At 32.3% G+C, this 22,483-nt stretch carries 20 protein-coding genes; 15 read left to right on the plus strand and 5 right to left on the minus strand.

What is annotated here, in order from left to right; genetic code table 11:
- Positions 1-150: 150 nt before the first annotated feature.
- The 4 genes from pfkA (at position 151) to FLAVO9AF_RS03695 (ending at position 3,547) form a co-directional block, all read left to right on the plus strand.
- A complete protein-coding gene (gene pfkA, locus FLAVO9AF_RS03680; RefSeq protein ID WP_159684452.1) occupies positions 151-1,137 on the plus strand; it encodes a 6-phosphofructokinase in 987 nt (328 codons plus the stop codon).
- Positions 1,138-1,186: 49 nt separating this feature from the next.
- Positions 1,187-2,191, plus strand: a complete 1,005-nt coding sequence (gap, locus tag FLAVO9AF_RS03685; protein WP_159684457.1) for a type I glyceraldehyde-3-phosphate dehydrogenase — start codon at positions 1,187-1,189, stop codon at positions 2,189-2,191.
- A 125-nt stretch (positions 2,192-2,316) separates the two neighbouring features.
- On the plus strand, positions 2,317-3,168 hold the full coding sequence (locus FLAVO9AF_RS03690) for an N-acetylglucosamine kinase (protein WP_159684460.1): 852 nt from the start codon (positions 2,317-2,319) through the stop codon (positions 3,166-3,168).
- A 4-nt stretch (positions 3,169-3,172) separates the two neighbouring features.
- Positions 3,173-3,547: a methylglyoxal synthase gene (locus FLAVO9AF_RS03695; protein WP_159684463.1), complete on the plus strand. Its 375-nt coding sequence runs from the start codon at positions 3,173-3,175 to the stop codon at positions 3,545-3,547.
- Here FLAVO9AF_RS03695 and FLAVO9AF_RS03700 read toward each other — a convergent pair.
- Positions 3,528-3,908 (minus strand): RidA family protein, encoded by a 381-nt coding sequence (locus FLAVO9AF_RS03700; RefSeq protein ID WP_159684466.1) that lies wholly within the window; start codon positions 3,906-3,908, stop codon positions 3,528-3,530. The two genes, FLAVO9AF_RS03695 and FLAVO9AF_RS03700, sit on opposite strands and share 20 nt — an antisense overlap.
- 11 nt (positions 3,909-3,919) lie before the next feature.
- Complete coding sequence (locus tag FLAVO9AF_RS03705) at positions 3,920-6,610, minus strand: putative LPS assembly protein LptD (RefSeq protein WP_236552268.1); 2,691 nt, start codon at positions 6,608-6,610, stop codon at positions 3,920-3,922.
- 134 nt (positions 6,611-6,744) lie between these two features.
- Here FLAVO9AF_RS03705 and FLAVO9AF_RS03710 point away from each other — a divergent pair, with 134 nt between their 5' ends.
- The 7 genes from FLAVO9AF_RS03710 to bshA all read left to right on the plus strand — a co-directional run bounded on the left by FLAVO9AF_RS03710 (position 6,745) and on the right by bshA (position 13,466).
- Positions 6,745-7,887: an N-acetylmuramoyl-L-alanine amidase gene (locus FLAVO9AF_RS03710; RefSeq protein WP_159684469.1), complete on the plus strand. Its 1,143-nt coding sequence runs from the start codon at positions 6,745-6,747 to the stop codon at positions 7,885-7,887.
- 48 nt (positions 7,888-7,935) lie between these two features.
- Positions 7,936-8,901, plus strand: a complete 966-nt coding sequence (locus tag FLAVO9AF_RS03715) for an MlaD family protein (RefSeq protein WP_159684474.1) — start codon at positions 7,936-7,938, stop codon at positions 8,899-8,901.
- A gap of 4 nt (positions 8,902-8,905) precedes the next feature.
- Positions 8,906-10,237 (plus strand): (Fe-S)-binding protein, encoded by a 1,332-nt coding sequence (locus FLAVO9AF_RS03720; RefSeq protein WP_159684478.1) that lies wholly within the window; start codon positions 8,906-8,908, stop codon positions 10,235-10,237.
- Positions 10,238-10,298: 61 nt separating this feature from the next.
- The gene (locus FLAVO9AF_RS03725) at positions 10,299-11,090 is read left to right on the plus strand and encodes a (Fe-S)-binding protein (RefSeq protein ID WP_159684482.1); all 792 of its coding nucleotides are present in this window, start codon (positions 10,299-10,301) and stop codon (positions 11,088-11,090) included.
- 19 nt (positions 11,091-11,109) lie between these two features.
- Positions 11,110-11,592 (plus strand): ABC transporter ATPase, encoded by a 483-nt coding sequence (locus FLAVO9AF_RS03730; protein WP_159684486.1) that lies wholly within the window; start codon positions 11,110-11,112, stop codon positions 11,590-11,592.
- A 68-nt stretch (positions 11,593-11,660) separates the two neighbouring features.
- Positions 11,661-12,263: a phosphatase PAP2 family protein gene (locus tag FLAVO9AF_RS03735; protein WP_305069202.1), complete on the plus strand. Its 603-nt coding sequence runs from the start codon at positions 11,661-11,663 to the stop codon at positions 12,261-12,263.
- A gap of 69 nt (positions 12,264-12,332) precedes the next feature.
- Positions 12,333-13,466, plus strand: a complete 1,134-nt coding sequence (gene bshA / locus FLAVO9AF_RS03740; protein ID WP_159684490.1) for an N-acetyl-alpha-D-glucosaminyl L-malate synthase BshA — start codon at positions 12,333-12,335, stop codon at positions 13,464-13,466.
- 46 nt (positions 13,467-13,512) lie between these two features.
- On the opposite strand, the gene FLAVO9AF_RS03745 is transcribed toward bshA, so the two are convergent.
- Positions 13,513-13,944 (minus strand): outer membrane insertion C- signal, encoded by a 432-nt coding sequence (locus FLAVO9AF_RS03745; RefSeq protein WP_159684493.1) that lies wholly within the window; start codon positions 13,942-13,944, stop codon positions 13,513-13,515.
- 361 nt (positions 13,945-14,305) lie between these two features.
- On the opposite strand from FLAVO9AF_RS03745, the gene aroC reads away from it, so the two are divergent.
- From aroC to FLAVO9AF_RS03760, 3 genes are all read left to right on the plus strand, one after another.
- Entirely contained in the window at positions 14,306-15,367 is a 1,062-nt protein-coding gene (aroC, locus tag FLAVO9AF_RS03750; RefSeq protein WP_159684498.1) for a chorismate synthase, read from the plus strand.
- 63 nt (positions 15,368-15,430) lie between these two features.
- Positions 15,431-16,687: a dicarboxylate/amino acid:cation symporter gene (locus FLAVO9AF_RS03755; RefSeq protein ID WP_159684501.1), complete on the plus strand. Its 1,257-nt coding sequence runs from the start codon at positions 15,431-15,433 to the stop codon at positions 16,685-16,687.
- 181 nt (positions 16,688-16,868) lie between these two features.
- Complete coding sequence (locus FLAVO9AF_RS03760) at positions 16,869-19,073, plus strand: response regulator (protein WP_159684504.1); 2,205 nt, start codon at positions 16,869-16,871, stop codon at positions 19,071-19,073.
- On the opposite strand, the gene FLAVO9AF_RS03765 is transcribed toward FLAVO9AF_RS03760, so the two are convergent.
- Together FLAVO9AF_RS03765 and FLAVO9AF_RS03770 are read right to left on the minus strand one after the other, a co-directional pair.
- The gene (locus FLAVO9AF_RS03765; protein WP_159684507.1) at positions 19,070-20,320 is read right to left on the minus strand and encodes a DEAD/DEAH box helicase; all 1,251 of its coding nucleotides are present in this window, start codon (positions 20,318-20,320) and stop codon (positions 19,070-19,072) included. The two genes, FLAVO9AF_RS03760 and FLAVO9AF_RS03765, sit on opposite strands and share 4 nt — an antisense overlap.
- A gap of 133 nt (positions 20,321-20,453) precedes the next feature.
- The gene (locus FLAVO9AF_RS03770; RefSeq protein ID WP_159684510.1) at positions 20,454-21,494 is read right to left on the minus strand and encodes a formimidoylglutamase; all 1,041 of its coding nucleotides are present in this window, start codon (positions 21,492-21,494) and stop codon (positions 20,454-20,456) included.
- An 88-nt stretch (positions 21,495-21,582) separates the two neighbouring features.
- Between FLAVO9AF_RS03770 and FLAVO9AF_RS03775 the strand changes: the two genes are divergently transcribed.
- Positions 21,583-22,458 carry a hypothetical protein gene (locus FLAVO9AF_RS03775; RefSeq protein ID WP_159684513.1) on the plus strand — a complete coding sequence of 292 codons (876 nt, stop codon included), beginning with the start codon at positions 21,583-21,585 and terminating at the stop codon, positions 22,456-22,458.
- Positions 22,459-22,483: the final 25 nt, after the last annotated feature.

The following is a 22,483-nucleotide window of genomic DNA, read 5'->3' on the forward strand; positions in this document are numbered from 1 at the left end:
TGGTTTTTGTTGAAAATTAATGAATTTTTTTTGCTAAAACCAAAACTTATCAACGAAAACGTTTGAATTTCGGCTCTTTTATTAAAAATATAATAAGATATTATTAAAAGTAGTCTATGTTTATTAAATTTACATATTAATACTTAAAAAATGTCAAAAACAATAAAAAAAATAGGTGTACTTACTTCTGGAGGTGACTCGCCAGGAATGAATGCTGCAATACGTTCTGTTGTTCGAACTTGTGCATTTCATAATATTGAGTGTGTAGGTATTTATAGAGGATATCAAGGAATGATTGAAGGAGACTTCAAAGAATTAGGTCCTAGAAGCGTTAATAACATTATCAATAAAGGAGGTACTTTTTTAAAGTCAGCTCGTTCGCTTGAATTTAAAACTCCTGAAGGGCGCAAAAAAGCGTATGATAATTTAGTTAAAGAAGGTGTTGAAGCCTTGGTAGTTATTGGAGGTGATGGTTCTTTTACTGGTGGACTTTTGTTCAATACCGAATATGGCTTTCCTGTTATCGGGATTCCTGGAACAATCGATAATGATATATATGGGACTAGCCATACTTTAGGTTATGATACTGCCTTAAATACAGTAGTAGAAGTAATTGATAAAATTCGTGATACTGCAAGTTCACACAATCGATTATTCTTAATCGAAGTAATGGGGAGAGATGCTGGACATATTGCTTTGAATGCTGGAATTGGAGCTGGAGCAGAAGAGATCTTAATTCCTGAAGAAGATTTAGGCTTAGAAAGATTGTTAGATTCTTTAAAGAAAAGCAAATCTACAGGTAAAACGTCAAGTATTGTTGTAATTGCTGAAGGTGATAAAACAGGTAAAAACGTTTTTGAACTAAAAGATTATGTAGAATCTAATTTTCCTGAATACGACGTGCGTGTTTCGGTTTTAGGTCATATGCAACGTGGTGGAGCTCCTTCTTGTTTTGATAGAGTTTTAGCTAGTAGACTTGGTGTGAAAGCTGTAGAAACTATTCTTGAAGGAAAAACAAATTTTATGGTGGGATTATTAAATGATAAAATTGAATTAACTCCACTAGAACAAGCAATTAAAGGACATACAGAAATTGATAGAGAGTTACTACGTGTATCTGATATTATGTCAATTTAGTATTCAATAGAAACAAATAAAAATAAAAAATAATTTAAATTAAGTAAAAATGTCAAAAGTAAAATTAGGAATAAACGGTTTTGGAAGAATTGGAAGAATTGTTTTTAGAGAGTCTTTCAATAGAGATAATGTAGAAGTAGTAGCAATCAATGATTTATTAGACGTTGATCACTTAGCTTACTTATTGAAATATGATTCTGTTCACGGACGTTTTGACGGAACTGTTGAAGTGAAAGAAGGAAAATTATATGTAAATGGAAAAAACATCCGTATTACTGCTGAAAGAAACCCAGCTGACTTAAAATGGAATGAAGTAGATGTTGATGTAGTTGCTGAATGTACAGGTATTTTTACAACTATCGAAACTGCAACTGAGCACATTAAAGGTGGTGCTAAAAAAGTAATCATATCTGCTCCATCTGCTGATGCACCAATGTTTGTAATGGGAGTAAACCACGAAACTGCAAAAGCTTCTGATTTAGTTGTTTCAAATGCATCTTGTACTACAAACTGTTTAGCTCCTTTAGCTAAAGTTATTCACGATAATTTCGGAATTGAAGAAGCATTAATGACTACAGTTCACGCTACAACTTCAACTCAAATGACTGCTGATGGTCCTTCAAGAAAAGACTGGAGAGGTGGACGTGCTGCTGCAATTAACATCATTCCTTCTTCAACTGGAGCTGCAAAAGCTGTTGGAAAAGTTATCCCTGCATTAAATGGAAAATTAACTGGTATGGCTTTCCGTGTTCCTACAGCAGACGTTTCTGTAGTAGATTTAACGGTAAAAGTGGCTAAAGAAACTTCATACGAAGAAATTATGGCTGCGTTGAAATTAGCTTCTGAAACTACATTGAAAGGAATTATGGGATTCACTGAAGATGCAGTGGTTTCTCAGGATTTCATCTCTGATAAAAGAACGTCAATCATTGACGCTACAGCAGGAATTGGTTTAAATTCTACTTTCTTTAAACTAGTATCTTGGTACGATAATGAGTATGGATATTCAAGCAAATTGATTGACTTGTCTGTTCATATTGCAGGTTTAAAATAAGAAAATAAGCAAGATTCCAGAAGCAATAGCTTTTGGAATCTTTTTGTTTATACAAAAAAACACAAGAAGGTTTAATCCATTTCTTGTGTATTTTTGTATATAAAACCAAATTCAAAAAAAAGTATATGAAATTAATAGTAGACAGTGGTTCAACAAAAGCAGATTGGATTGCAATTGATGACAAAGGAAAAGTCCTATTTACAACCCAAACGCTTGGATTAAACCCTGAAATTTTAGAAGGTCACGAAATTATTGATCGTTTGAACGATCGTTTCGATATTTTACAAAACAAAAAAACTGCAACTCATTTATTTTTCTATGGTGCAGGTTGCGGAACAGCTCGAATGAAAGAGTCCTTAACTCTTATTTTTCAAGACTATTTCCCAAATGCAATTGTATCAGTTGAAGAAGATACTTATGCAGCGGTGTATGCTACTACTCCTAAAGGAGAAGAAGCTATTGTAAGCATCTTGGGGACAGGTTCAAATTGTAGTTATTTTGATGGTAAAAAATTGCATCAAAAAGTGCAATCATTAGGATATATTATTATGGATGATTGTAGTGGAAATGTTTTTGGTAAGGAACTAATTAGAAAGTACTATTTTAATAAAATGCCAAAACACATTGCAGAAGAGTTTGAAAAGGAATACAATGTGGATCCTGATTTTATTAAAAGCAAATTATACAAAGAGCCTAATCCGAATGCGTATTTGGCAACATTTGCAAAGTTTTTAATCAAACATAAAGAAGAAGAATTCTGCAAAAAAATTATTTACAAAGGAATGAAGTCTTTCGTAAAAAATTATATCAAGCAATTTGATAATTATCAAGAAGTTCCTGTTCATTTTGTAGGTTCTATTGCTTTCTATTTGAAAGAAGAATTACAAGTGACTTTTGATAAATATGAAATGAAATTAGGTAATGTGTTGCGTAGACCAATTGATGGTTTAATTGCATATCACGTTGCTAATAGTTAATATAATGGAAATAGCTATTATTGCACACGATGGGAAGAAATCAGAATTGGTTCAGTTTTTAATCAAAAATAGAGCGATTCTTGATTCTTCAAATATCAAGTTAATTGCAACTGGAACTACTGGAGGGAAAGCTGAAGAGGCTGGTTTCAAAGTTAAAAAAATGCTTTCGGGACCGCTTGGAGGTGATGCTCAAATTGCCGGAAGAGTAGGTGAAGGGAAAACGAATATGGTACTTTTTTTTAAAGACCCGTTGTCCAGTCACCCACACGAGGCAGATATTAATATGTTGATCAGGGTTTGTGATGTACACAATGTACCTTTGGCAACGAATGGAGCTACTGCTCAGTTGTTACTAAATGCTATAGCACAGCAATCATAGATATTTCTACATTTACATTTTTTGGCAAACATGCCACTTGAACCGTTTCACGTGCTGGAGCGGTTTTTTCGTTAAAATAAGAACCGTATACTTCATTGATCGCACCAAAATCATTCATATCCATAATGAAGATACTGGTTTTTACTACGTTCTCAAACGTCATATTTGCTGCTTCTAAAACCGCTTTCATATTTTGCATAACTTGTTCTGTTTCTGCTTGGATAGAATCGGTAACTAAATTACCAGTTGCCGGATTAATGGCAATTTGTCCAGATGTGTATAATGTATCACCTTTTAAAACGGCTTGATTATAAGGTCCAATTGGTGAAGGTGCTTTGTCTGTAAAAATTATTTTTTTCATAAAAAAAGTTGTTATCGTATGGTTCTGTCGTTTACTCTTTGTTTATTCCACTTAATATCACTTAATACGCCTGATTTAATACCGATGAAGAAATTCCAATTCGAATAGTCACCAAAAGGTGTCCAATTGAAGTCCATTCTCCAGCTTAGTAAATCTCTTTCAAAACGTATTTGTGTAAAAGTTACTCCTTTTTGTACAAAATCATAACCCGTGGAGATTCCACCTTTCCATTTTGGTGTTAAATCAGCATTGGCAGAAATCATAATGGAGTTATTGATGATTTTCTTTTCACGATTGTTGTTTCCGTAGGTTAGGGAGTAAGCAAAAGTCATATCCCAAGGCAATTTAGATTTGAATAAAGTTGTAATAGCATCTTCGTCTTTAGAATCATCTTTGTCGTCAAATTGACTTTTTTGATTTAGTATATCCCTGCTTTTTCCAAACAAATCATCTTCTCTTCCGCCATTTCTTTTAACCTGATCGTCATCTTTTTTCTTATCATCAAATTCACTACTCGAAATAGAATAATTTAAAGTCATATTGGCGCTCGTCATTCTGAATAAACTTCCACCATTGTTTATATTATACATATTGATTCGGGTACCAGAATTGTCAATTGCATAAGGGTCTAAGGTGGCTCCAAAATTCACATTCATTTTGTTTTTGAACAATTGAGTTCCTCCACTCACACGTACAGGTGACCAAGCCAAAGTTGTCTTGCCATCGGCATTAAGATCATAGCTTGTTGATAGGTTGAAATTGTTTAATAACATGATTTTTTTAGGTTCTACTTTCGTGGTATCGCTATCAGTTACTTTAGCTTCAAAAGTATTGCTTAAGTCAAACCCTATATTATTAGAATTGGCAATACCTGGCGCTCCATAGATTCCGCCTTCAAAACGGGTGTAAGGTTTTATCATGGTACCACTTGCATCAGCGGCATAGGTGTCGTAGTATTTTTCAAAACTAGGAGTGTAGCCATACGAAATAGAAGGACGCATGACGTGTCGAATGGATTTTATTTTTTTGTCTTTACCAAAGTTAAAAGTACCATAGATTGTGGTTCCAATACTACTAGACAAAGTATAAGTTCTAAAAGCATCAAAACCGTTTACGGTCTCGTCAACGACTTTACTTTGATTGGTATCATAAAATCTTCTAATTGTTTTTAAATACCAAACCTCGTTATAATTTGCCGAAGCCGAAGCACTAAAATATTTGAATAACTTAAAGTTGGTGCTAATAGGAATACTGTGTTGCATACCAACTTGAGCATTTTTAAACATTTCAGGTTTAAAGAATAAAGAGTCGGTAGTTACAAAGCTATTTCTTCCGTTTAAGTTATATTGTAAATTGATGTTTTTGATAAAACCTTTCTTGATGCCGTCTCCTTTTGCAAAAGGAAAAACTCTATCTACACTTAACTGAAGCGTCGGCAAAGTCATATTGATTTCGCTGGTTTGAGTGTTTTGCGAATGTGTGGCGGATAGCGACATTCTTACTTGCGGAATAGAGTTGAATGTTTTAGAATACGAAACCGAAGAACTCAATGTATTGTTGAGATTGGATCCTAAATTCACCACATTTATAGATTGTTGGAAATATTTACTACTACCTAAGTTTACTGAAGCTGAGAAAGTAGAATTAGGGTTTGATTTTGAGTCTTTGGAATGTGACCATTGAATATTGTAAATTGTCTGTTTAGAATAATCAGGATAACCTCTTTCACTGTTGATTAGGTTTTCGAATCTAAAATTGAAATTTCCTCTATAATTGTATCGTTTTGCATAGCTTGATTCTACCCGCATTCCATAACTACCGTTGGTGTAATAATCGCCAAGTACAGTTAAATCGTAATGATCACTCAAAGCAAAGTAATATCCAAAATTTTGTAATGAAAAACCACGGGCATTGGAGTCGTTGTAGTTTGGTAAAATGATACCTGAAATACTGGTTTCTTTGCTCATCGGGAAATAAGCAAAAGGAAGACCGATTGGTGTTGGCACATCGGCAATGACCATATTGGTTAATCCAGTAATAACTTTTTTCCCCGGAATAAATTTTACTTTATTCGTTTGAAAATAGTATTCCGGATTGTCAACATCTTTTGAAGTGGTAAATCGTGCTCCTTTTAGAAAATAAACCGAATCATTTTCTTTTTTGGTAATAGCAGCTTTGATTTTAAATTCACCTTGGTCAGTTCTTGAATTCCAAATCAATGCTTTTTTGGTTTTAAAATTAAAACGTATAGAATCTGGTTCTACTACATTAGTCCCTTGCTTGAAGTTGGGATATTGGGTGTATTTACCAGTAGAATCTTTGATTCGTCCAGCATATACTTCATTTTTCTCATAATCCATAACTATAATTCCAGACTTTAACTCAATGTCTTGGTAATATAATTCAGCTTTATCATAAAGTGTAATCAGCTTCTTTTTTTGGTCTATTTTGGTGTAATTTTGTGCTTTGTAAGTTACTTTTCCTTCCAAAAAAGCCTTTTTTACTTTGACCGTATCCACTTTGATTGAATCTTTAGTTGGAGTAGGGGCAATGTTTTTACTTTTGTCTTCTTTTGCTTTTGTAGTTTCCTTTTTTGGAGGAATAGTTGTATTTTTTTTCTTTATATCTTGCGAATAAGCACTAGTAGTTCCTAGTGTAAGAAAAAATGATATTAAAACGATATGAAATAAGTTTGTATGCAAAGGTTTTAATGCTATTTTTGTAAAAATGATGGCTTGCTTTTTGAAGCACCAAACTTACATATATTTTTTTGCAAAAATAATCAATTAACAAAATTATAGCGGACGCCTCCTAATAAAAATTAACTTTTAAATTTATGAATACAAAGATTTGTCTAAAAGTAATGTTTATTATTACCTTCTTCTTTTTTTCTTTTTTTTCTTACAGTCAATCCGAAGTATTTCGTGTGGCTTTAGATGCGGGACACGGAGGTCATGATGCAGGTGCAAAATACAGCGGCCGAGTTGAAAAAGATGTTGCATTAGCTGTAGTTTTGAAAGTTGGAAAAATTCTTGAAGAGTCAAAAAAAATTGAAGTTATTTATACACGTAAAACGGATGTTTTTATTGATTTAATAGAACGAGCAAATATTGCTAACAGAGCTAGAGCCTCAATATTTGTTTCTATACACTGCAATGCCAATAAAAATACAGCAGCAGACGGTACTGAAACTTATGTTATGGGGATGACTAAAATTGCCTCAAACTTGGAAGCTGCTAAAAAAGAGAACTCTGTAATTACTTTAGAAAAAGATTACAAGCAAAAGTATGAGGGTTTTGATCCTAACTCTCCGGAGACTATGATTGGTATGACTTTGATGCAAGAGGAATATTTAGATAATAGTATTTCTTTAGCTTCAAACATTGAAGATGAATTTCAAAATTTAGGAAAAAAGATACGTGGAGGAGGAGTAAAACAAGCGCCTTATATGGTTTTGCATAAAGCTTATATGCCAAGAGTTTTGGTAGAGATGGGATTTATTTCTAATCCTGCAGAGGGTGCTATTTTAGTTTCTGAAGAAGGTCAAAATGATATAGCACAAGCAATTGCCAAAGCGATAATAAGATATAAAAACAATTTTTTCGAAAATGAGTTTTTTGATAATTCCACACCAAAAATTGATTCTACTGAAAAAAAAGAAGTCATAAAACCTAAAGACACCTCTGATTTTCATGAAGCCCCTAAGGTAGCTACAGTACCAACTACAGGAACTATTTTTAAAGTACAATTGTCCGCAAGTTATATTCAGCTAGAGTTGCAACCTAAAAATTTTAAAGGATTAAATTTTATTTCAATGGAGCGCGAAAATAATTTGTATAAATATTTTTATGGCGAAACAACAGATTATAATGTTGCCAAAGAAAACTTAAAAATGGCTAAAGCTAAAGGCTTTGATTCTGCTTTTCTGATAGCTTATAAAAATGGAAAGAAAATTAGTATTCAAGAAGCGACTAAATAATTCATTGAAGTTAAATTTTTATATTATTTTTGCGCAAAATCTTATATTTTGAAACTAACAAGAGAAATCAAAACAGCTATTATAGTAATTACTGCTATTTTATTATTTATTTGGGGTTATAGCTTTTTAAAAGGCCGAGATCTTTTTACTAACTATAAGACATATTTTGTAGAGTATAGTAATGTAGAAGGGATAGCTCCTTCTTCTGCAGTAACGTTAAATGGATTAGTAATTGGTAAAGTTGCCAGTATTACCATTAACAACACTACAGGAAAACTTCAAGTTGAATTACAAATAAATACAGATTTTCCAATTTCTAAAACCAGTACTGCCGTTATCTATGAGCCGGGATTGATAGGAGGTAAGCAAATTGCTATTCATCCAAATCTTAATGATACATCCTTAATTGAAGATGGTGCAACTATAAAAGGTGACATTGAATTAGGTATGGCTGCAAGTGTAGGCGAAAAACTAGTTCCAGTTCAGCAAAAAATTGAAAAATTATTGGTAAGTGCTGATCAAATGATTAACGGAATCAATACTGTTTTAGATCAAAAAGGACAAGCTGATTTGAAAAACAGCTTGGCTGAATTGAGTAAGATTATGGAGCAATTTCATAAAGCTTCGGTTAGTGTTAATGGAATTTTAGATACGAATAAGTCTAAAATTAATGGCATAGTAACTAATTTTAATAAAGTTTCTGGTGATTTTTCTAAAATTTCAGATTCTTTGCAAAAAGCTGATTTAGGAAAAACAGTAAAAGAATTGAATAGAACTTTGGCTAATGTAGACAAGTTAATGAGTAATTTGCAATCAGGAAAAGGAACTATGGGTAAATTACTTAATGATGAAGTACTTTATGCTAATTTATCAAAAACATCAAAAGAGTTGGAATTGTTACTTCAAGATGTTCGCTTGAACCCTACGAGATACGTTAATGTTTCTGTCTTTGGAAAGAAAAACAAACCTTATGTAGCTCCTGCTGCTGATTCAATAGTAAAAGCTAATAACTAATTATATGAATTTTTTAGACAATGTATTGTTCGCCATCGTTTTGGCAATTGGTTTTGGATATTTCTTTATGAATGTCAAAAAAATCATTCGAAACATTAAGTTAGGTACTGCAGTTGACCGAAGTGATAATCCTAAAGAGCGATGGAAAAATATGGCAATGATTGCCTTAGGACAATCAAAAATGGTAAAAAGACCAGTTGCTGGAATTTTACATATTGTTGTTTACCTTGGATTCATAATCATTAATATAGAATTATTAGAAATCATAATTGATGGGCTTTTTGGTACGCATCGTGTTTTTGCTTTTTTGGGCGGAACTTACGATTTCCTTATTGGTTCTTTTGAGATTTTAGCGGTTTTAGTATTACTAGCTGTTTTTACTTTTTGGACCAGAAGAAATATTATTCGTTTAAAGCGTTTTATAAGTTCAGACTTGAATGGATATCCTAAGAATGACGCGAATTATATTTTATATTTTGAAGTAGTTTTGATGTCTTTGTTTTTGTTGATGAATGCATCCGATTTGCATTTGCAACAAGTACCGGGAGGCTTTTCTCATTTCATCAAAGCGGGTTCCTTTCCAATCAGTCAATTTATAGAGCCTATTTTCAATGGAATGTCTAACGAATTGGTGATGCTTTTATCAGAAGCTTTTTGGTGGTTGCATATTGTTGGTATTTTGATTTTTATGAATTATTTATATTTTTCAAAACACTTACATATTCTTTTGGCTTTCCCCAATACTTATTTTGCCAACTTAAAACCTCAAGGTCAATTTGATAATTTAGCTTCAGTTACAAATGAAGTGAAGTTAATGATGGATCCAAATGCAGATCCTTTTGCAGCTCCTGCTGATGCTAATGCAGCTCCAAGTAAATTTGGCGCCAGCGATGTAATGGATTTGAATTGGGTACAGTTAATGAACGCTTACACTTGTACAGAATGTGGGCGCTGTACTTCTTCATGTCCAGCAAATCAAACGGGTAAGAAGTTGTCTCCACGTAAGATTATGATGGATACGAGAGACCGTTTGGAAGAAGTGGGAAGAAATATTGACAAAAATAAAGGTGTTTTTGTTCCAGATTCTATTTCTCTTTTGAATAATTATGTTACAGCCGAAGAACTTTGGGCTTGTACTTCTTGTAATGCTTGTGTTGAAGAATGTCCTGTGAATATTAGTCCATTATCAATCATTTTGGATATGCGTCGTTATTTGGTTATGGAGCAAAGTGCTGCACCAATGCCTTTGAATGCAATGATGACCAATATTGAAAACAACGGTGCTCCTTGGCAATACAATCAACAAGACCGTTTGAATTGGAAAAACGAAATATAATAAAAAGTTTAAATTTTTAATCGGTTAAGTTCTTAGCCCATTAACTAATAACCAAAATACAATGTCAGAAAATTTAGTAGTGCCTACAATGGCCGAAATGTTAGCTCAAGGCAAACAACCCGAAGTATTGTTTTGGGTAGGTTGTGCTGGAAGTTTTGACGATAGAGCCAAGAAAATAACTAAAGCATTTGTTAGAATTTTAAATCGATCTAACGTTTCTTTTGCCGTATTGGGTACAGAGGAAAGTTGTACAGGAGATCCAGCTAAAAGAGCAGGTAACGAATTCCTGTTTCAGATGCAAGCGATGATGAATATTGAGGTTTTGAATGCATACGAAGCTAAAAAAATCGTAACTGCTTGTCCTCATTGTTTTAATACATTAAAAAATGAATATCCTGAATTGGGTGGTCACTATGAGGTAGTGCATCATACTGAATTTTTAAAATCCTTGCTTGACGATGGTCGTTTGACTATTGAAGGAGGTCAATTTAAAGGTAAAAAAATCACGTTCCACGATCCTTGTTATTTAGGAAGAGCGAATCAAATTTATGAAGCGCCAAGAGATTTAATCCAAAAGTTAGATGCTGAGTTAGTTGAAATGAAGCGTTCAAAAGCCAATGGATTATGTTGTGGTGCTGGTGGTGCACAAATGTTTAAAGATGCTGAGCCTGGTAATAAAGAAGTTAATATCGAAAGAACAGAAGACGCTTTAGAAGTACAACCAAGTATTATTGCTGCTGGATGTCCTTTCTGTAATACGATGCTTACTGATGGTATAAAGAATAAAGAAAAAGAAGCTGATGTAAAAGTGTTAGACATTGCTGAACTTATTGCTAACGCTCAAGATTTATAATAGAATTTAATTCAAAACTATGTACGTACCCTTTGAAAGTTTACCTGAGGAATCTAGAATATGGATTTATCAATCTAACAGAAAGTTTTCTGATGCTGAAATGACCGAAATAGAAGAATCATTACAAGCTTTTTTGAAAGATTGGGCCGCTCATGGTACAAGTTTGGAGTCATCTTATCTTTTAAAATACAATCGTTTTATAATTATTGCAGTAAACCAAGAAGTTCAAGCTGCAACGGGTTGTTCAATTGATAGCTCTGTTGAATTCATCCAAAGTTTAGAAAAGAAATACGATGTAGATTTATTGGATAAGATGAATGTTACATTCAAATTAGGTGAACATGTTGCGCATAAACCATTACTTGATTTCAAGAAAATGGTAAAAGATAAAGCGGTAACTGAGAACACTATTGTTTTTAATAATTTAGTCAATAATATTCAAGAGTTTAATGAATCATGGGAAGTTCCCGCAGCCGATAGTTGGCACAGTCGATTCTTTTAAAATTATTTAAAAAACTAGATTATAGAGTATGCTTAATCTAGTTTTTTTTTATCTATTCCTTATTTTACATGACGAAGTATTTCTTTTCCTTCTTTTTGCTACTCTTGACATCAAGTTTGTTTTCCCAAAACTGGGATATCAATACTTTGCGTTCAGTCAATTTGAATCGCAATGAGAATTTAGACCCTACATTTAAGCATATTACCAATAGTTATGCTATTGTTAGTATTGGTACACCTCTTACAATGTATGCAGTTGGACTAATTAATAAAGATGAACAATTAAAAAAAGATGCCATTTTTATTGGAGAATCGGTTGCCGCTTCAGTATTTGTGACCATTGTCTTAAAAGAAGCTATTAAAAGAGATCGACCTTTTGTCACCTATCCAGAAATTGAAAAATTAAGTTCTGCTGGCGGATATTCTATGCCTTCAGGACACACTTCCATTGCTTTTGCGACAGCTACTTCTTTGAGTATTGCTTATCCCAAATGGTATGTTATTGCGCCATCTTTTGTATGGGCATCTGCTGTTGGCTATTCAAGAATGCATTTGGGTGTTCATTATCCTACAGATGTTATAGCTGGAGCTCTTGTTGGTAGTGGTTCAGCTTATCTAACTTATAAAATCAATAAATGGTTGAATAAGAAAAGAAGTAAAGAACAATTATAGTTGATTTTTAACTTTTCTTAACTTTTAATAACTCATTTTTGAGTAAATTCGTTACCCTAAAATAAATTCATGAAAATAGCAATTGTCTGTTATCCCACATTTGGTGGAAGTGGTGTTGTAGCAACAGAATTAGGTCTTGAACTAGCAAGAAGAGGGCATGAAATTCACTTCATAACATATAGTCAACCAGTTCGTTTAGCACTTTTAAATCCAAATGTGCATTACCACCAAGTAAATGTTCCAGAATATCCATTATTTCATTATCAACCGTATGAACTTGCGCTTTCCAGTAAGCTAGTTGATATGGTAAAGCTATACAAAATAGATGTGCTTCATGTGCATTATGCCATTCCTCATGCTTATGCAGGTTATATGGCTAAACAAATGCTTAAAGACGAGGGTATAAATATACCTATGGTTACAACATTACATGGTACTGATATTACTTTGGTTGGAAATCATCCTTTTTATAAACCAGCTGTTACTTTTAGTATCAATAAATCTGATTTTGTAACTTCGGTTTCTGAGAGTCTAAAAGCGGATACCCTTAAATTGTTTTCTATTAAAAATGAAATTCAGGTGATTCCTAATTTTATTGATTTAGATAAAGAAAAAAAAGACCCAAATACCCCTTGTCATAGATCCGTAATGGCGGCAGCTGATGAAAGAATAATTACTCATATTAGTAATTTTAGAGGAGTAAAGAGAATTCCTGATGTTGTTAAGATATTTTATAAAATTCAAAAAGAGATACCTGCCAAATTAATGATGGTTGGGGATGGGCCTGAAAAAGAAAAAGCCGAAGAACTTTGTTTTGAGTTAGGAATTCAAGACAAAGTAATCTTTTTTGGGAACAGTAATGAAATTGATAAAATTTTGTGCCTTACAGATTTGTTTTTGTTGCCTTCACAAACCGAAAGTTTTGGATTAGTAGCTCTTGAAGCTATGGCTTGTTCTGTGCCTGTTATTTCTAGTAATTCTGGTGGTTTGCCTGAAGTTAATTTTGATGGCTTCTCAGGTTTTTTAAGTGATGTTGGAAATGTTGATGAAATGGCTAAAAATGCCTTAACAATCTTAAAAGATGATGATGTTTTAAATAAATTTAAGAGGAATGCTTTAAGTATTGCTGAAAAATTTGATATAAAGAAAATCTTGCCCTTATATGAAGATCTCTATCAGCGAGCAATTCAAAAATACCAATAAAAAAGGGAAGCAGTTTTGCTTCCCTTTTTTATTGGTTTGATAAAGATTAAAATACATATCTTAAGTTAAGACCAAATCCTCCCGCGTGAAAGTCGGTTTCTTCGACAATCCAAAGTGTAGGTCTCCAATCTAAACCTAAGGCTATTGGAGCTCCTTTGAATTTGTATTCAAGACCAATTTCACCACTTGCGCCTAATAAGAAATCATCTCCAATAAAAGCAGAAGGTCCAACACCTAAATACCAATTAAAAGATTCACCTCCTAGTGGTCTGTAGATAAAGTCATACAGAGCTTCCACACCAACGCCTCCATTTCCAAAAGAAACATCAGCGTGTATGCGGCTGAATTTACCAGCAGAAAATACCGCATCAACGGCAACATCATTGCCTGTTACATCACCAAATCTAACCCCAATTTCTTGTGCGCTAGCAAAATGCGTTAAGCCCAAAAAGAACATTCCTAAAAGTAATTTTTTCATAATTTGTAATTTAAATAATTAGTATTTATGCTGTTAACGTAGGTAAAGTTAAAAAAAATATAAGTAGTCATAATTTATTTTAATTTTTTAACAATATAAAGATGCTTAAACGATAAAAGAATTCATCTTCTTGTTTTTATTTTTTAAGTTGTTTATGGCTGTTTTTACATCAAGTTGTCTTTTTGTTTTATTTGTATTGACTTTTTAAAAAGGTTTATAGTTGAAATTTATTTTTATTATTGTTTAAAAAGAAAAAATTTAACTAAAAAACATTGTTTTGTATTAAAAATATCAAAATATAACATCAACGAAATTTTTTTGTTTAATTCTTAAAACTTACATTTGCTTAAAATATTTTAAGATGGCAGGAAATAGTTACGGAACATTATATAAGATAACTACTTTTGGAGAATCACATGGAGAAGCACTTGGCGGAATCATTGATGGTTGTCCTCCAGGAATCACAGTTGATTTTGAAGCGATAGAATTAGAAATGGCAAGGAGAAAGCCAGGTCAGTCAGCTATTGTAACTCAAAGAAAAGAACCAGACGCAGTACAGTTTTTATCTGGAATTTTTGAAGGAAAAACTACAGGTACTCCTATTGGTTTTATTATTCCCAACACGAATCAGAAGTCTGATGATTATTCTCATATAAAAGATAATTATCGCCCTAGCCATGCGGATTACGTTTATGACCAAAAGTATGGTGCACGTGATTATAGAGGCGGAGGAAGAAGTTCTGCTAGAGAAACAGCTAGTAGAGTTGTGGCTGGTGCTATTGCAAAACAAATGCTTTCCAATATTAAAATCAATGCTTTCGTATCTTCAGTAGGGCCTCTTTTTCTAGAAAAACCTTATCAAGACATTGATTTTTCTAAAATTGAGAGTAATCTTGTTCGTTGTCCTGATGAAGAGATGGCAGCGAAAATGGAAGAGTATATAAGAGATATTCGCAAACAAGGGGATACCGTTGGTGGAACTGTGACTTGTGTAATTCAAAACGTCCCTGTTGGATTAGGAGAGCCAGTTTTTGATAAATTGCATGCTGAGTTAGGAAAAGCCATGCTTTCTATTAATGCCGTTAAAGGTTTTGAATATGGAAGTGGTTTTTGCGGAGCTAAAATGAAAGGTAGCGAACACAATGACTTGTATAATGCAGATGGTACCACAAAAACAAATCTATCTGGTGGAATTCAAGGTGGTATTAGTAACGGAATGGATATTTATTTCCGAGTAGCTTTTAAGCCTGTTGCGACAATTATGCAAATGCAAGAAACAATAGATAATCAAGGAAATATAGTAGAAATGACTGGAAAAGGAAGACACGACCCTTGTGTTGTTCCAAGAGCAGTTCCAATTGTTGAAGCAATGGCAGCAATTGTTTTGGCAGATTTCTATTTGTTAAACAAGACTTATTTATAGATTCAAATTATATTTTAGTATTTTAACGAGCTAAATACTTTCAAATTAATATTTAAACAACCGATGGAATCAAACCAAACTTCTAAGAAACCTTTTTTCAAAAGTCTAACAGGACAAATCTTAATTGCTATGCTTTTGGGTGCTGTATTAGGTGTAGTAATACATAATTCTGCATCGACAGAAGCAGCCCAAGAATTTAGTAACAAAATAAAGATTTTGGCTACCGTATTTATTCGTTTGGTTCAAATGATTATTTCTCCATTAGTTTTTACAACTCTTGTTGTAGGAATAGCAAAATTGGGTGATATAAAGGCAGTTGGAAGAATTGGTGGAAAGGCTTTAGGATGGTTTTTTACTGCTTCTTTTATTTCTCTTTTAATAGGTATGTTCTATGTGAATATTTTAGAACCTGGTGTTGGATTGAATCTTTCAAATGTAGATGCTGCTTCAGTATCTGATGTTACTTCAAAAACACAAAGTTTATCCTTTAATAATTTCATCGAGCATATTGTTCCTAAAAGTATTTTTGAAGCGATGGCTACAAATGAAATACTTCAAATTGTTGTCTTTTCAATATTTTTTGGATTAGCTGCTGCCTCATTAGGAGAAACTGCAAAACCTATTGTTAATGCAATGGATAAGATTTCACATATTGTTTTAAAAATGGTGAATTTTGTGATGAATTTTGCTCCTATTGGTGTTTTTGGTGCAATTGCGGGTGTTTTTGCTGTAAGAGATTTTAATGAACTAGCGATTACTTATTTTAAGTTTTTCGGTTCGTTTTTGATTGGAATAAGTACTTTGTGGGTTATACTTATTTTAGTTGGTTATTTCTTCTTGGGAAAACAAATGAAAGTTTTGTTGCAACGAATAGTTAGTCCATTGATTATTGCATTTGGTACTACAAGTTCTGAAGCTGTTTTTCCAAAATTAACCGAAGAATTAGAGAATTTTGGGGTAAAAGATAAAATCGTTTCTTTTATGCTACCACTTGGTTACTCATTTAATCTTGATGGAAGTATGATGTACATGACATTTGCTGGTATTTTTATTGCTCAGGCATATGGGATTCATTTGGATTTGCCAACTCAATTTACAATGTTGTTTGTGTTGATGTTGACTAGTAAAGGGATTGCTGGAGTACCAAGAGCTAGTTTGGTAGTAGTAGCTGCTACTTGTGGAATGTTTGATATTCCTGTAGAAGGAATTGCTTTAATTCTTCCAATAGACCATTTTTGCGATATGTTTAGAAGTGCTACAAATGTATTAGGAAATGCATTGGCTACTTCCGTAGTTGGAAAATGGGAAGAAGATAAATAAAATAGAATCATATTTTTTTAATAGAACCTGCTTAGTAAATTAAGTAGGTTTTTTTAGTCTTAATAAAATAGCATTATACGTGTTAAATTGTGATAATTTTTAAATTACTTCAATAAATTTCTAAAATTAAATGATTATTTATTTATATATAAATGTATATTTGAATAAATAATGAGCGGTTATGTTCCCAAATCGAGTTGTATTATTCTTTGTTTTATTTTTCAGCTTAAATTCTTTTTTAACTGCTCAAAATGCTGATTTTGTAAGAAATAGTCTTTTACAAAAATCAAGACAGGCGACTAAATACTTCAGGGAACAAGATTTTGAAAAGTCTCTATTGCTATCAAGAGAGGTTTTGAAAAAAGCATTATTAATGAATGATAGTATATTGATAGCTGCTTCTTACAATACTATTGGTTCTAATTACAATGAATTTTCGGAGTTTGATAAATCGATTGAATATTATAAGAAAGCATTGTTTTATGCTAACAAAACTACAAATGATAGCCTAAAATTTAAGGCTAATAATAATTTAGGAAATTTATATTGTTTTGAAAAGGGACAATATGAGCTAGGAGTTAAGCATTATAAAAAAGCTATTTTTCATAGCCAAAACATTTCCAATCATACCTACACTTTACTTACTAGCTTAAATCTTACATGGGCTTATTTCGATAATTCAAATTTTGAAGAAGGTTTGTTGTTTTTAAATTATTGTAATGCCAATTTTAAGCAATATGGAAATGATGCTTTGAGCGTTGTTTACCAAATGATTAATGGCATGTATAGTTCTCATATTGGTAATTACAAAAAGGCAAGAGTGTTTTTTGAAAAAGCAATTTCGTTAGGATACGAATTCAATGAGTTGAATGATGTTTCTTATGCACATAATGAGTTTTCAAAAATGCTTTTTAGAATGGGTAATTACAAAGAAGCTTATATTCATTTGAATAAATTCAATGAAATTAAAGATAAAATTTACAATGAAGATAAACTCTTTAAAGCTTCTATAGCTGGCTTAAATCTTGAACTTGATGAATACAAAAGGGAGTTAACAAAAATTGAGCTTATAAAAGAAGCTCAAAATCAAAACCTTAGAAAATCTAAAATTATTGTTATTTTATTTGTAATAGTTCTTTTTGTTTTACTAATGTTGATTTTTACTTTGATAAGAAACAATAGTTTTAAAAGAAAAGTTAATAGAGAATTGACCATTGCAAATAATGATTTGTTATTGGCTAAAGAAAAAGCTGAAGAAGCTTCGCAAATGAAATCTCAATTTGTCTCTACTATTAGTCATGAATTAAGAACGCCTTTGTATGGAGTAATTGGAATCACAAACATGCTTATTGATGAATATAAAGATTTATCCAAAAGTCAGCATTTAAGTTCCTTAAAGTTTTCTGCAAGATATTTACTTTCTCTAGTGAACGATATTTTACAAATTAATAAAATAGAAGAAAATAGGGTAGTGCTTGAGAGTATGACTTTTAATATTTATGATGAAATAGAAATGATTATTCGTTCTCTGTCCTTTTTGTCTCAAAACAATAAAAATAAAGTGGAGTTGCTGGTTGACCCCAAAATCCCAGAATACGTGATTGGAGATAAGTTACGTTTCTCTCAAATTATTATGAATTTAGTAAGCAATGCGTTGAAGTTTACAAAAAACGGAGTAATTTCAATACACGTTGTTTTAGAAAAGAAGGAAGGAAAAATAAATCATATTGGTTTTAAAATAAAAGATACTGGAGTGGGAATTGCTGCTGTAGACCAAGATAAAATCTTTGATAAATTTGTTCAAGTAGGTCGAAATGATACAGATTATCAAGGTACTGGACTAGGATTGTCTATTGTTAAGCGATTATTACATCTATTTGGAAGCGAAATCACTTTAAATAGTGCCCTTGGAGAAGGAACAACATTTAGTTTTAGCATACCTTTTGAAAGTGATCTTGATAAAACGAATGATTTGATTAATAATATTAGAGTTGATTTGTCAACCAGTCAAATCTTCAAAGTATTGGTCGTTGAGGATAATAGAATAAATCAATTGGTAACTAAAAAGATAATGGAGAAAAATCTCTATAAATGTTTTGTCGTTGATGATGGATATGAAGCTTTGAAAATTCTTGAAACCGAAATTTTTGATATTATTTTAATGGATATTAATATGCCATTATTGAATGGGTTTGAAACTACCCGTTTGATAAGAAATAAAAATATTACCACTCCAATTATTGCTTTAACGGCTTTTGATAAAGAGGAAATTTCTGAAGAGGCTATTTCTGCAGGAATGAATGATATAATTATCAAACCATTTGATCAATCGAAGCTTTTCAAAGCAATGAGTACATTAATATATGATGCAAAAAACGTTGGTTAGTACCAACGTTTTTTATTTTGTTTTGCATTTGCAGATTTTCTTGATTTGTGTGCCCCACCACTTCTGTTTGAATTTTTTGGTTTTTCATTTGGTGTTTCAGGATTTCCCGATTGCCATGGATAGGGATGATCACTGATAGTTTTAACATCAACCTTAATTAGCTTTTGAATGTCTTTCCAATAAGGGTGCTCATCTTTTCCACAAAAAGAAATGGCAATCCCACCATTTCCTGCACGACCTGTTCGTCCAATTCTATGAACGTAGGTTTCGGGAATATTGGGTAAATCAAAGTTGATTACAAAAGGCAATTGATCAATGTCGATTCCTCTTGCAGCAATATCAGTAGCTACAAGAACACCAACTTCTTTTTTTTTGAAAGCATCTAAAACTCTTTGTCTAGCATTTTGTGATTTATCGCCATGAATTGCTTCGGCTGGAATACCTTTTTTACGTAATGCTTTTACAACGTTGTCTGCACCATGTTTTGTTCTTGAAAACACTAAAACATCAGTTAGATTTTCATTTTTAATTAAATGGTATAAAAGGTTTCTTTTTTCTGATTTCTCAACAAAATACAAGCGTTGTTCCACTTTTTCTGCTGTAGAGGATACGGGAGAAACCGTAACCGTAGCAGGATCAGTTAAAAACATTTCTGCCAATTCTCTTATTGCAATTGGCATTGTTGCGGAGAAAAGAAGTGTTTGTCTATTTTTTGGAGTTAGCTTAACGATTTTCTTTACATCATTTACGAATCCCATATCCAGCATCTGATCTGCTTCGTCTAGAACTAAAGTGTGTAAATGATCTAAGTTGATAAAACCTTGTTTGTGAAGGTCTAATAGTCTTCCTGGAGTAGCAATTAAAACATCAACTCCTTGTCTTAAGGTGTCAACTTGAGGATTTTGTGAGACACCTCCGAAAATAGTTAATTGCGTTAGATTAGTATATTTTGCATAGGTGTCAAAATTTTGTCCAATTTGAACAGCTAATTCTCTAGTAGGAGTTACTACAAGGGCTCTAACGACCTTGGCTTTTTTTGATGACCCTACGATTCGGTGTAACTGATGGATAATAGGTATTGCGAATGCAGCTGTTTTTCCAGTTCCTGTTTGTGCGCAACCTACTAAGTCTCTACCAGACAAAACTAACGGAATCGATTGTTCTTGTATTGGAGTTGGCTCTGTATAGCCTTCTTCAAACACTGCTTTTTGTATACTTTTTGAAAGGGATAAATCTTCGAATAACATATTTTTTGAAATTTAAATTCTTTGTATAGTACAAAGAATAAGGCAACAAAGATAGTGTTATTATTTTTGTTGCCTATTTTATTTAATAATCGAAGGTTTTTCTTTTAAATTATCGATAGGTTTTGTTGATGCTCTACAATAAGTTTAAGTTGTATCCTTTTATGAAATCGGTTACTAAATAACCAATTAATTTTCCAATTAAGTGATTGTTTTTTTCTTGATCTAAATCTGGAGCACCTTCACAAATATGAATATAAGAAGTGTTTTTTTGTTTAGCAAAAAAGGAAATAAAACTTCTTAATTCTTCTATAGAAAAACCACTCAAAGTCATTGCACTACTGGCAATATTTGGAATTGCATCCAAGTCAATTTCTATTCCAAAGGGGTCATTTTTAATAAAATCTAGTGCTACAGCCATTTCTTGTCTGAAGTCTTTTTCTTTCCTAATATTAATGCTATCATATGTATTATAGCGAACGCGATCTTCAAGTTTCTTAATAATGTCTAGTACACTTTTTGAGGTATAATTTTCGTGCAAGCCAAAAATGAAGTATTTTTTAAGAAAACCTTCTTCAAATGCATAGGAAAAACCATTGCCACTGTGCCTTCCTTCAAGAATTCTGAAGTCGGAATGAGCATCGAAATTAACAGCATTAATTGCTTTTCCTTTTGCTAATGCGGTTCCTTTTATGTTTCCGTAGGAATTGTTGTGTCCACCGCCAATGATAATAGGTATTTTGCCCGCTTGAATAATTTTACAAACAATATAAGATACTTCTTTATCTATTTTCTTTACTAATTGACTGAGTTTTGATCGGTCATCTACATCATTGAAGTCTAGATTTTCTACTTCATTCATTTGTTCTTGGACATCTATTTGTCCCAAAACAAGAATTTGGCTGCCCTTGCAAAAACGATTATGCTGGATATTTGCAATACTTTTAATAGCGCTTTCCCATGCTGATGCTGCTCCGGGTCTGCCATAATTGGCTCTAATCCCTATGTCTTCAGGAATTCCTAATAAAACATATTTTGCCTCAGTAGTTTTAATAAAGGAATTAAGATCTGTGCCCTTTGGTATGGTAACCATTTTTTCACCGAACTTAATTTCCCCACTTCTATGATTGGTAATTTTAGCCAGATCACTTGCGGTGAATTGGATTAATTTTTCCATTTTTTTTATTTCAAAAATACTATAAATATGTTAACAGACGTTATATCTTTGTATTATATCCCTAAATTTGAATAAAAATTAAAAAAGCATGGAAAAACAACAAAACAATTCAAGTCTAAAGGCAATTATTGCCGTTTTAGCAGTATTATTAGTAGGTAGTTTAGTATATATTTTCAAAATGTCCTCCGACGCAGAGGTGGTTAAATCGGAATTAACAACGACTTTAACGGAGAAAGAATCTGTAATGAAGGATCTACAAACGTTAAAAACAACTTATGACGCAGCAATTGCTGAAAACACTTCAATGTCTGAAGAATTAATCCAAGAAAGAGACAAAATCGTTGCTCTTATGGACGAGTTAAATCAATCTAAAGGCGATGTTTCAAAATTCAAGACACAATTATCAGCTTTACAAAACAAAATGAAAGCTTTGATGACAGAAAATGAAGGATTGAAAATAGCGAATGAAAAAGTAACTGCTCAAAGAGACAGTACTGTAGTAGTTTTAGGTGAGTCTAAAAAGTTTAACGAGGTTTTAGTTGGTCAAAACGAAGAACTTTCTAAAACCGTTGAAAAAGGTGCGAAATTAACTATTTTGAATACCAAAACATCAGCTTATAAATTGAGAAGCTCTGGAAAACAAATTGAAACAGATAAAGCAAGTAGAGCAGATATCTTAAAAATTAGTTTTACTATTGCTGAGAATCAAATTGCAAAATCTGGTGATAAAACTTATTATGTTCAGGTTATTGATAGTAAAAACAATGTTTTGGGAGAAAAACAAACTGAAACTTTTGGAGAAAACACTTTGACTTACAGTTTTGCTACAACAGTAACATATGAAAATAAAACGGTAAATGTTTCTGAAGATTTACCAGGGAAAAACTTTGAAAAAGGAGCTTATTTTATCAATATTTTCGATAAAGACGTATTGGTTTCTAAAACAAGTTTTACTTTGAGATAATAAAGAAAATTTAGATTTTTATAAA

Source organism: Flavobacterium sp. 9R (assembly GCF_902506345.1).
GTDB lineage: Bacteria > Bacteroidota > Bacteroidia > Flavobacteriales > Flavobacteriaceae > Flavobacterium.

What these genes read in the sequence shown, in the direction of transcription:
- pfkA (WP_159684452.1), top strand. Translation starts at nt 151, where the DNA reads ATGTCAAAAACAATAAAAAAAATAGGTGTACTTACTTCTGGAGGTGAC.
- gap (WP_159684457.1), top strand. Translation starts at nt 1,187, where the DNA reads ATGTCAAAAGTAAAATTAGGAATAAACGGTTTTGGAAGAATTGGAAGA.
- FLAVO9AF_RS03690 (WP_159684460.1), top strand. Translation starts at nt 2,317, where the DNA reads ATGAAATTAATAGTAGACAGTGGTTCAACAAAAGCAGATTGGATTGCA.
- FLAVO9AF_RS03695 (WP_159684463.1), top strand. Translation starts at nt 3,173, where the DNA reads ATGGAAATAGCTATTATTGCACACGATGGGAAGAAATCAGAATTGGTT.
- FLAVO9AF_RS03700 (WP_159684466.1), bottom strand. Translation starts at nt 3,908, where the DNA reads ATGAAAAAAATAATTTTTACAGACAAAGCACCTTCACCAATTGGACCT.
- FLAVO9AF_RS03710 (WP_159684469.1), top strand. Translation starts at nt 6,745, where the DNA reads ATGAATACAAAGATTTGTCTAAAAGTAATGTTTATTATTACCTTCTTC.
- FLAVO9AF_RS03720 (WP_159684478.1), top strand. Translation starts at nt 8,906, where the DNA reads ATGAATTTTTTAGACAATGTATTGTTCGCCATCGTTTTGGCAATTGGT.
- FLAVO9AF_RS03725 (WP_159684482.1), top strand. Translation starts at nt 10,299, where the DNA reads ATGTCAGAAAATTTAGTAGTGCCTACAATGGCCGAAATGTTAGCTCAA.
- FLAVO9AF_RS03730 (WP_159684486.1), top strand. Translation starts at nt 11,110, where the DNA reads ATGTACGTACCCTTTGAAAGTTTACCTGAGGAATCTAGAATATGGATT.
- FLAVO9AF_RS03735 (WP_305069202.1), top strand. Translation starts at nt 11,661, where the DNA reads ATGACGAAGTATTTCTTTTCCTTCTTTTTGCTACTCTTGACATCAAGT.
- bshA (WP_159684490.1), top strand. Translation starts at nt 12,333, where the DNA reads ATGAAAATAGCAATTGTCTGTTATCCCACATTTGGTGGAAGTGGTGTT.
- FLAVO9AF_RS03745 (WP_159684493.1), bottom strand. Translation starts at nt 13,944, where the DNA reads ATGAAAAAATTACTTTTAGGAATGTTCTTTTTGGGCTTAACGCATTTT.
- aroC (WP_159684498.1), top strand. Translation starts at nt 14,306, where the DNA reads ATGGCAGGAAATAGTTACGGAACATTATATAAGATAACTACTTTTGGA.
- FLAVO9AF_RS03755 (WP_159684501.1), top strand. Translation starts at nt 15,431, where the DNA reads ATGGAATCAAACCAAACTTCTAAGAAACCTTTTTTCAAAAGTCTAACA.
- FLAVO9AF_RS03760 (WP_159684504.1), top strand. Translation starts at nt 16,869, where the DNA reads ATGTTCCCAAATCGAGTTGTATTATTCTTTGTTTTATTTTTCAGCTTA.
- FLAVO9AF_RS03765 (WP_159684507.1), bottom strand. Translation starts at nt 20,320, where the DNA reads ATGTTATTCGAAGATTTATCCCTTTCAAAAAGTATACAAAAAGCAGTG.
- FLAVO9AF_RS03770 (WP_159684510.1), bottom strand. Translation starts at nt 21,494, where the DNA reads ATGGAAAAATTAATCCAATTCACCGCAAGTGATCTGGCTAAAATTACC.
- FLAVO9AF_RS03775 (WP_159684513.1), top strand. Translation starts at nt 21,583, where the DNA reads ATGGAAAAACAACAAAACAATTCAAGTCTAAAGGCAATTATTGCCGTT.